Source organism: Microcoleus sp. PH2017_34_RAT_O_A (assembly GCF_020737885.1).
In the GTDB taxonomy this organism is placed as follows: domain Bacteria; phylum Cyanobacteriota; class Cyanobacteriia; order Cyanobacteriales; family Microcoleaceae; genus Microcoleus.
Genome location: NZ_JAEQDD010000081.1, coordinates 67,102 through 73,383, shown reverse-complemented (window position 1 = coordinate 73,383; position 6,282 = coordinate 67,102). Strand labels below are relative to the sequence as shown.

Sequence of the window (6,282 nt, the reverse complement as noted above, 5' to 3'; positions counted from 1 at the left end):
TATTTAATCTTCTCCCTCTTGAGTTTTTGAGTAACAGCTTGCCGGATATTCAAAGGCGGCTACTTTTGGCTGCAATCATTTTTTAGTCTAAACTACAGTAATTAGAAATCACCGATTGGAATCTTCAACCCGCGGAGGCGGGTTTGGTTTGTGTAGACGCGGTTTCAACCGCCGGGTGGATGGGAAATCATGGGATGATTGGAAACCCATTCCCATTCAGGAATCATTGATTTTTGACGGTGGTGAACAGCCTGATTTCTGATATAGTTGGCTACATTGTCGATCGCATCACGGCTAACCGTAAACGCCCCATAACTACCTTGCCATTTAAAAAACACACCAGGTTTAAGTTCGTGAGTTACTAAATGAGAAGAACTGCCCTTAACTTCCTTGATAATTTCAGCTATTGTCAAAGTTGATGGAAAACCGACTAGCAAATGCACATGATCCTCTATACCACCAACAGCAATTACAGTGCATTTTAAATTATTACATTTTCCAATAATGACCGCATAAATTGCTTCTTGAATATCGGGAGTAATCAAAGGCAATCTATCCCAGGTTGCCCAAACATAGTGTACATACAACTGCGTGAAATTATCTCTCATTTTTCATACAATATATGAAATTTATCTTCAACCCGCATACCAGATGAAAAATCACCGATTGAAATCTTCAACCCGCGGAGGCGGGTTTTGTCTGTGTAGCCGCGGTTTCAACCGCCGGGTGATTGAAAACCACCGGGTCAAATCTTCAACCCGCGCACCATCCGGGTTTTGTCTGTGTAGCCGCGGTTTCAACCGCCGGGTGATTAGAAACCTCCGGGATTGATTGACGGCACAATGAAATCATAATGATTATATTCTAATTGAGGCCCCGGCGATTGGAAATCGCGGCTACACAAACAATGTCCGCCTCCGCGGACTAAGAGGGTATTCGGAGATTAGGAATCGGCGATTGAGGAATTCGGAGATTAGGCCCCGGCGGTTGAAACCGCGGCTACACAAACAATGTCCGCCTCCGCGGACTAAGAGGGTATTCGGAGATTAGGAATCTGGCGATTGAGGAATTCGGCGATTAGGCCCCGGCGGTTGAAACCGCGGCTACACAAACAATGTCCGCCTCCGCGGACTAAGATTGAATTAATATCACGTTTCATCCCGGATTCGATTATGCAGGAACCACCGCAAATTAAAAATCCCAGCATTACCCTCTATCCTTTCCACTTGCGGGATGATAGCGATGAAGGCTATGACGCAGTAGCCAAAAATGCTCAATCCCTGTGGGAAAATTTAGCAGATAATGTCGGCACACAATTTAACAGCAACGAACTAAAATCTCTCCGAGAAAAGCTAATTTGTTACAAAGACAAACAGTATTATCCTCAAGGCGAACAGGAAAAACCCAATAATCGCGAACTGCTGATTCCCGATGGCAAAACTCTGGATTTACAACCAATTACTCAGCCAGATAACCAGAAACTTGATGGTTCAATTTATGCCCTGCGAATTCACGATACTTATACCGCAGATTTGACATTTTACTATCGAAATGCGACAATCAAAGTAGCTGACTTAAATCAATTAAATCCCCAAGGTTGTTTGTTACCAAACGCAATTAAACCGTCCCTAGGACAAACTTTATTGTTGTACGCCGCACCAGCAGTTTATGGTACTTACCGCAAGCTAGCTGACGAATCCGTTACAGCTTTTGTCCACAATCAACAGCAAGCATTACCAGAGTTTCGCGCGTCAGGGATATTATTTGGGAGTCCGATTTTTGAGTATAACAGCCGCGAAGATGATGCGTCTAAACGATGTCACATTCTAGTATGGTTACAAGAGAATCCCCAAACTTTGCAATTCGCAACCTCAACGTTTAATTCTTATTTGATGAATCTGTTGTGTTCTCGTGCTAAAATTGTATTTGTGTATCGCGAAGCTCGGAAAAGATATCGCAATGCACAGAAAATTGTGGGCGAGTTAGAGAAGAAGCTTCCTGAATTCAGTGAAATTGAAAGGGAACAAGATAGACAAGTTAAGTTGCTGAAGTTAAAGGATTTGTTGGCTGAAGTTAGGACTAAAATGTTAGCTTGTGCTCAGCAAGTGCGGTATTTGCAGGAAGACAGAAATACGATCGACATTAATGCTGAAAATTATGGCGAGAGTTTGACCAGAATTAGAAGTTTGTGCATCGAAGGCGATAATCTGGATTTTTGGCAGAGGTTTCTGGATTTGGCTGAGGGTAAATATCAGCGGCAAATTGAAATCGATTTGAATTATCTGATTGCTAGTCAAGATTTGTTCCAGCAGTCGATATCTACTGTGCGCGGGATGGTGGAAATCGAACAGGTGGATTTCGATCGCGAACAGGAGGACAACGAGAAAAATCGCGATCGCCAACTTGAGAATATCATATTCTTTGTCGGAACTGCGATCGGTGGTGGCCAAATCTTCTCCGCAGCCTATCCTCTCATCAAGAAGGAGACACCGATTCAATGGTTTCCCGATATCTCTCTCCCGCTGCATCCCTTTGCTGCGACAATTCTCTGGAGTCTCGTATTTGGCTTAGTATTTGGCTGGTTAATGCTGGGTATCGTCGCCCCGTTGATTCGGAAAATATTTCGATAGTAGCGCTATAATGATTGATAACTCATAACAAATGACTAATAACTATGGTACAATTAACCGCAAAAATCTCTGCTAAGGAGTTAGCAAATTTAGCCGTAAGTTTGATTCGGAAAACAGGTTGTGAATACGGTGATGTGCGTTTTTGCAGTTATCGAAGGCAGAGTCTCTACGCGCGCGATCGATCTTTAAGCAATATCTCTGATAATGTAAGTTCCGGTTTTGGCGTGCGAGTGCTGCTAGACGGCGCTTGGGGCTTTGCCGCCAGTCATAGCAAAACACCCGCAGAGGTAGCCAGAATCGTCGCTTTGGCTGTTGAAATCGCTAAAGGCAGCCGCTTGACTCAAAAGGAACCGGTGCGCTTAGTACCCGTCGAAAAATATGTCGATACTTACATTACTCCGATCGCAATTGACCCGTTTTCTGTACCCGTTGCTGACAAAGCCGAACTTTTATTAACCATCAACGAGCGACTGCTAGCCCACGATTCACAAGGCATCAAAAAAGCTTATTCTTTTTTGCAGGCAAACCGCGAAGACAAGGTTTTTGCTTCCACAGAAGGCTCGCTAATCGAACAAACAATCTACCGCAGCTATCCGGGTTTTGGCTGTACGGCAATTGCGGGCGGCGATGCCCAAAGTCGCAGTTACGAACGCCCGCCGCTAAATATCGGTTACGAACACATTAATCCCGATGATTTGCTTAGTCAAATAGACAGAGTTGCGGCCGAAGCGATTGAGAAAGTCGCTGCGCCTAAAGTTCCGGCTGGTATTTGCAAATCCCTGATTCTCAAGCCGACAAATTTGTTTCTGACCATCCACGAATCCGTCGGACATCCAACGGAATTAGACAGAGTTTACGGTTACGAATCTAACTTTGCCGGCACGAGTTTTGCTACTACCGATAAATTGAATAAGCTGCAATACGCTGCGCCTTGGGTGAACTTTAAGTGCGATCGCACTCAACCCCACGGCCGCGGTACAATGGGTTACGACGATGAGGGCGTAAAATCACAGGATTGGTACGTTGTCAAGGATGGAATTTTAGTTGATTATCTCACTGATAGAGAAACAGCATATCGCCTCGGACGTGCCACCAGCAACGGTTCTGCCTGCGCTGACAGTTGGTCGAGCGTGCCGATGGTCAGAATTCCTAATTTGGGACTGGAACCGGGCCCGGATGGCGGTAGTCATACTGCTACTTTGGATCAGATGATTGCTGATACGGAAGATGGGATTTTAATTGACGGTATTGGCAGTTTTTCGATTGACCAACAACGGCGCAATTTCCAATTCGGCGGCAATGCTTTTTGGAAGGTGGAAAAGGGTAAAGTTGTCGGAATGTTGAAGGATGTAACTTATCATTCGATGAGCACTGATTTCTGGAATCAAGTAGATGCGATCGGGCCTGCTTCGGAACGTGTTCAGTGCGGTACGAATATGTGCGGAAAAGGTGAACCGATGCAGGTGGCTCAAATGACTCACGCTTGTGTGCCGGTGCGGGTTAGGGATATTCAAATTGGGTAATTGGTAATTGGTAATTGGTAATTGGTAATTGGTAATTGGAAGTAACAAATAACCAATTCAAAATTATCAATCCCCAATTATCAATTTCTAATTCCGAATTCCCCATTACCTATTCCCCATTCCCCATTACCTATTCCCCATTCCCCATTCCCCATTACCTATTCCCCATTCCATCATGATTTTAACAACATCTTCCGCAATTTTAAGTGAAGACCAAGCCTTATCTTTGGTAGAAAAGGCAGTCAAACAATCGGAAGCCGAAGCGGTATTTGTCAGTCTCTATACTGGCGAAGAATCTCTCTCCAGATTTTCGGAAAATCAAATCAGCCAAAATATTAGCAAGACTGTATTTAGGCTCAACATTACTAGCTATTTCGGCAATAAAAGCGCTTCTGCATCTGTGACAGATTTTGATGAAGATACGATCGCCCAAACGGTCAAACGATCGCAAGAACTAGCTCGAATTGCCCCCGCAGACCCCGAATGGATGCCCTTGCTGCCCCCTCAAACCTACGATTTACCCCTGCCCGCGTTTGATGAAGCAACGGCCGCTGTATCGCCTCTAGCCCGCGCTGAAATGGTGCGACAAGCCTGTGCGATCGCATCTCAGGAAGGCGCTGATGCTTCCGGTACTTTGAGCGCTGAAACTTCGCTGTACGCGATCGCCTCGTCAACCGGACTCCGCGCCTGCAACCATTCTACAGAGGCGAATTTCGGCTTTACAGCCCGCATCGGAGACGGTTCTAGCTGGACGGAAAGCACGGCTTGGGGTATCAATCAACTACCAGTAGCGGCATTAGCAGCGCAAGTTGTCGATCGCGCGAAAGCATCCCGCAACCCCCGCCCCATCACTCCGGGCGTGTATCCTGTAATCTTTGATGGCGCTGCGTTTGCGGATTTGTTACCGTGGATTATTTGGGGTATGGATGCGCGGGCGGCGGATGAAGGGCGATCGTTTATGTCGATCGCAGATGCAGCCGGGAAACCCGCTGGAAACCGCGCTGGTGAACAACTTTTCAGCCCGTTAGTGCAGGTACAGCGCGATCCGAGTCATCCTTTGTTGCGATCGAATAATTTTTTCGGCGATGGATTGAGTAATAGCTATTTGGAAATCATCAAAAATGGCGTTCCTCAAAGTTTATCTTATTCCCGCTACTGGGCAGCACAAAAAGGCAAAGAATCAAAAGGTGCTTATTACCCGATCGCGATGACAGGTTCCGACCAAAGTTTAGCACATTTGATTGCTCAAACCGAGCGAGGAATTTTAGTTAGTCGGGCATGGTATGTCAACTATGTCAATCCCAAGACATCGGAAGTAACCGGCATGACTCGCGACGGTACTTTCTGGATTGAAAATGGTAAGATTGTTTATCCGATTAAAAATTTCCGTTTCAATCAAGTTTTACCTGATATGTTGCGCGATGTCGATGCAGTTACCGAGGCGAAACGTTACGGCGGTAATGTCGTGCCCGGAGTGCGCGTGAAAGCTTTTAATTTCACCAGTATTACTGACAGTTTGTAACTCCATATTTCCCATAATATGTAGGGGCGGGTTCACCAACAATAATTGCCCAAAACCCACAATCTCGTAAACCCGCCCCCGCCCAACGACAAATTATAATCTACCTCTTCAATCCGATCGAAAAATGCTGCAATTAGACATCCGTGAAGTCAATAACCAACAAGAATTAGCAGAAATGTTCGATCAGCGGTGGTTGGTTTTGCGATCGCCCCTGGGTATGGAAAGAGGCAGCGAAAGGGACGATCGCGAAAACGGTGCTTGTCATATCATAGCAAAGGGCGATCGTACAATTATCGGATCGGGCAGACTCCGAGAATTATCCCCAGAATTGGGAAGCATCTCTTATATTGCTGTACTTCCTGAATTTCAAAACCAGGGAATCGGCACTAAACTAATGGAAAGACTGATCGCGGAAGCTAAGGAAAAGAATTTCAAAACTGTTAGATTAATGTCTCGCATTAACGCCGTTAAATTTTACAAAAAACTCGGATTTGTAGAAAAAGACAATCCCTTCGATCACTTGGGAATCCCGCACATATTCATGGAGTTGAAGACGGCGGTTGAAACCGCGTCTATACAGACAAAACCCGCCTCCGCGGGTTGAACA

The 6,282-nt window shown here is 45.5% G+C and carries 6 protein-coding genes; 4 read left to right on the top strand and 2 right to left on the bottom strand.

Annotated elements, in window-relative coordinates; translation table 11 throughout:
- Window positions 1–164 precede the first annotated feature (164 nt).
- Complete coding sequence (gene tnpA / locus JGK11_RS23950; RefSeq protein WP_293186278.1) at window positions 165–608, bottom strand: IS200/IS605 family transposase; 444 nt, start codon at window positions 606–608, stop codon at window positions 165–167.
- Between the two features lie 564 nt (window positions 609–1,172).
- Between tnpA and JGK11_RS23945 the strand changes: the two genes are divergently transcribed.
- Together JGK11_RS23945 and JGK11_RS23940 are read left to right on the top strand one after the other, a co-directional pair.
- On the top strand, window positions 1,173–2,630 hold the full coding sequence (locus tag JGK11_RS23945) for a hypothetical protein (RefSeq protein ID WP_293186280.1): 1,458 nt from the start codon (window positions 1,173–1,175) through the stop codon (window positions 2,628–2,630).
- 44 nt (window positions 2,631–2,674) lie between these two features.
- On the top strand, window positions 2,675–4,153 hold the full coding sequence (locus JGK11_RS23940; protein WP_293213115.1) for a TldD/PmbA family protein: 1,479 nt from the start codon (window positions 2,675–2,677) through the stop codon (window positions 4,151–4,153).
- On the opposite strand, the gene JGK11_RS23935 is transcribed toward JGK11_RS23940, so the two are convergent.
- Window positions 4,131–4,259 carry a hypothetical protein gene (locus JGK11_RS23935; protein ID WP_293192581.1) on the bottom strand — a complete coding sequence of 43 codons (129 nt, stop codon included), beginning with the start codon at window positions 4,257–4,259 and terminating at the stop codon, window positions 4,131–4,133. The two genes, JGK11_RS23940 and JGK11_RS23935, sit on opposite strands and share 23 nt — an antisense overlap.
- 69 nt (window positions 4,260–4,328) lie before the next feature.
- Here JGK11_RS23935 and JGK11_RS23930 point away from each other — a divergent pair, with 69 nt between their 5' ends.
- Entirely contained in the window at window positions 4,329–5,675 is a 1,347-nt protein-coding gene (locus tag JGK11_RS23930) for a TldD/PmbA family protein (protein WP_293213113.1), read from the top strand.
- A gap of 124 nt (window positions 5,676–5,799) precedes the next feature.
- Complete coding sequence (locus JGK11_RS23925; RefSeq protein WP_293213111.1) at window positions 5,800–6,279, top strand: GNAT family N-acetyltransferase; 480 nt, start codon at window positions 5,800–5,802, stop codon at window positions 6,277–6,279.
- The last annotated feature ends 3 nt before the right edge of the window (window positions 6,280–6,282 follow it).

Coding starts and splice junctions, on each gene's coding strand:
- tnpA (WP_293186278.1), bottom strand. CDS start 608: ATGAGAGATAATTTCACGCAGTTGTATGTACACTATGTTTGGGCAACC.
- JGK11_RS23930 (WP_293213113.1), top strand. CDS start 4,329: ATGATTTTAACAACATCTTCCGCAATTTTAAGTGAAGACCAAGCCTTA.
- JGK11_RS23925 (WP_293213111.1), top strand. CDS start 5,800: ATGCTGCAATTAGACATCCGTGAAGTCAATAACCAACAAGAATTAGCA.
- JGK11_RS23940 (WP_293213115.1), top strand. CDS start 2,675: ATGGTACAATTAACCGCAAAAATCTCTGCTAAGGAGTTAGCAAATTTA.
- JGK11_RS23945 (WP_293186280.1), top strand. CDS start 1,173: ATGCAGGAACCACCGCAAATTAAAAATCCCAGCATTACCCTCTATCCT.
- JGK11_RS23935 (WP_293192581.1), bottom strand. CDS start 4,259: ATGGGGAATTCGGAATTAGAAATTGATAATTGGGGATTGATAATTTTG.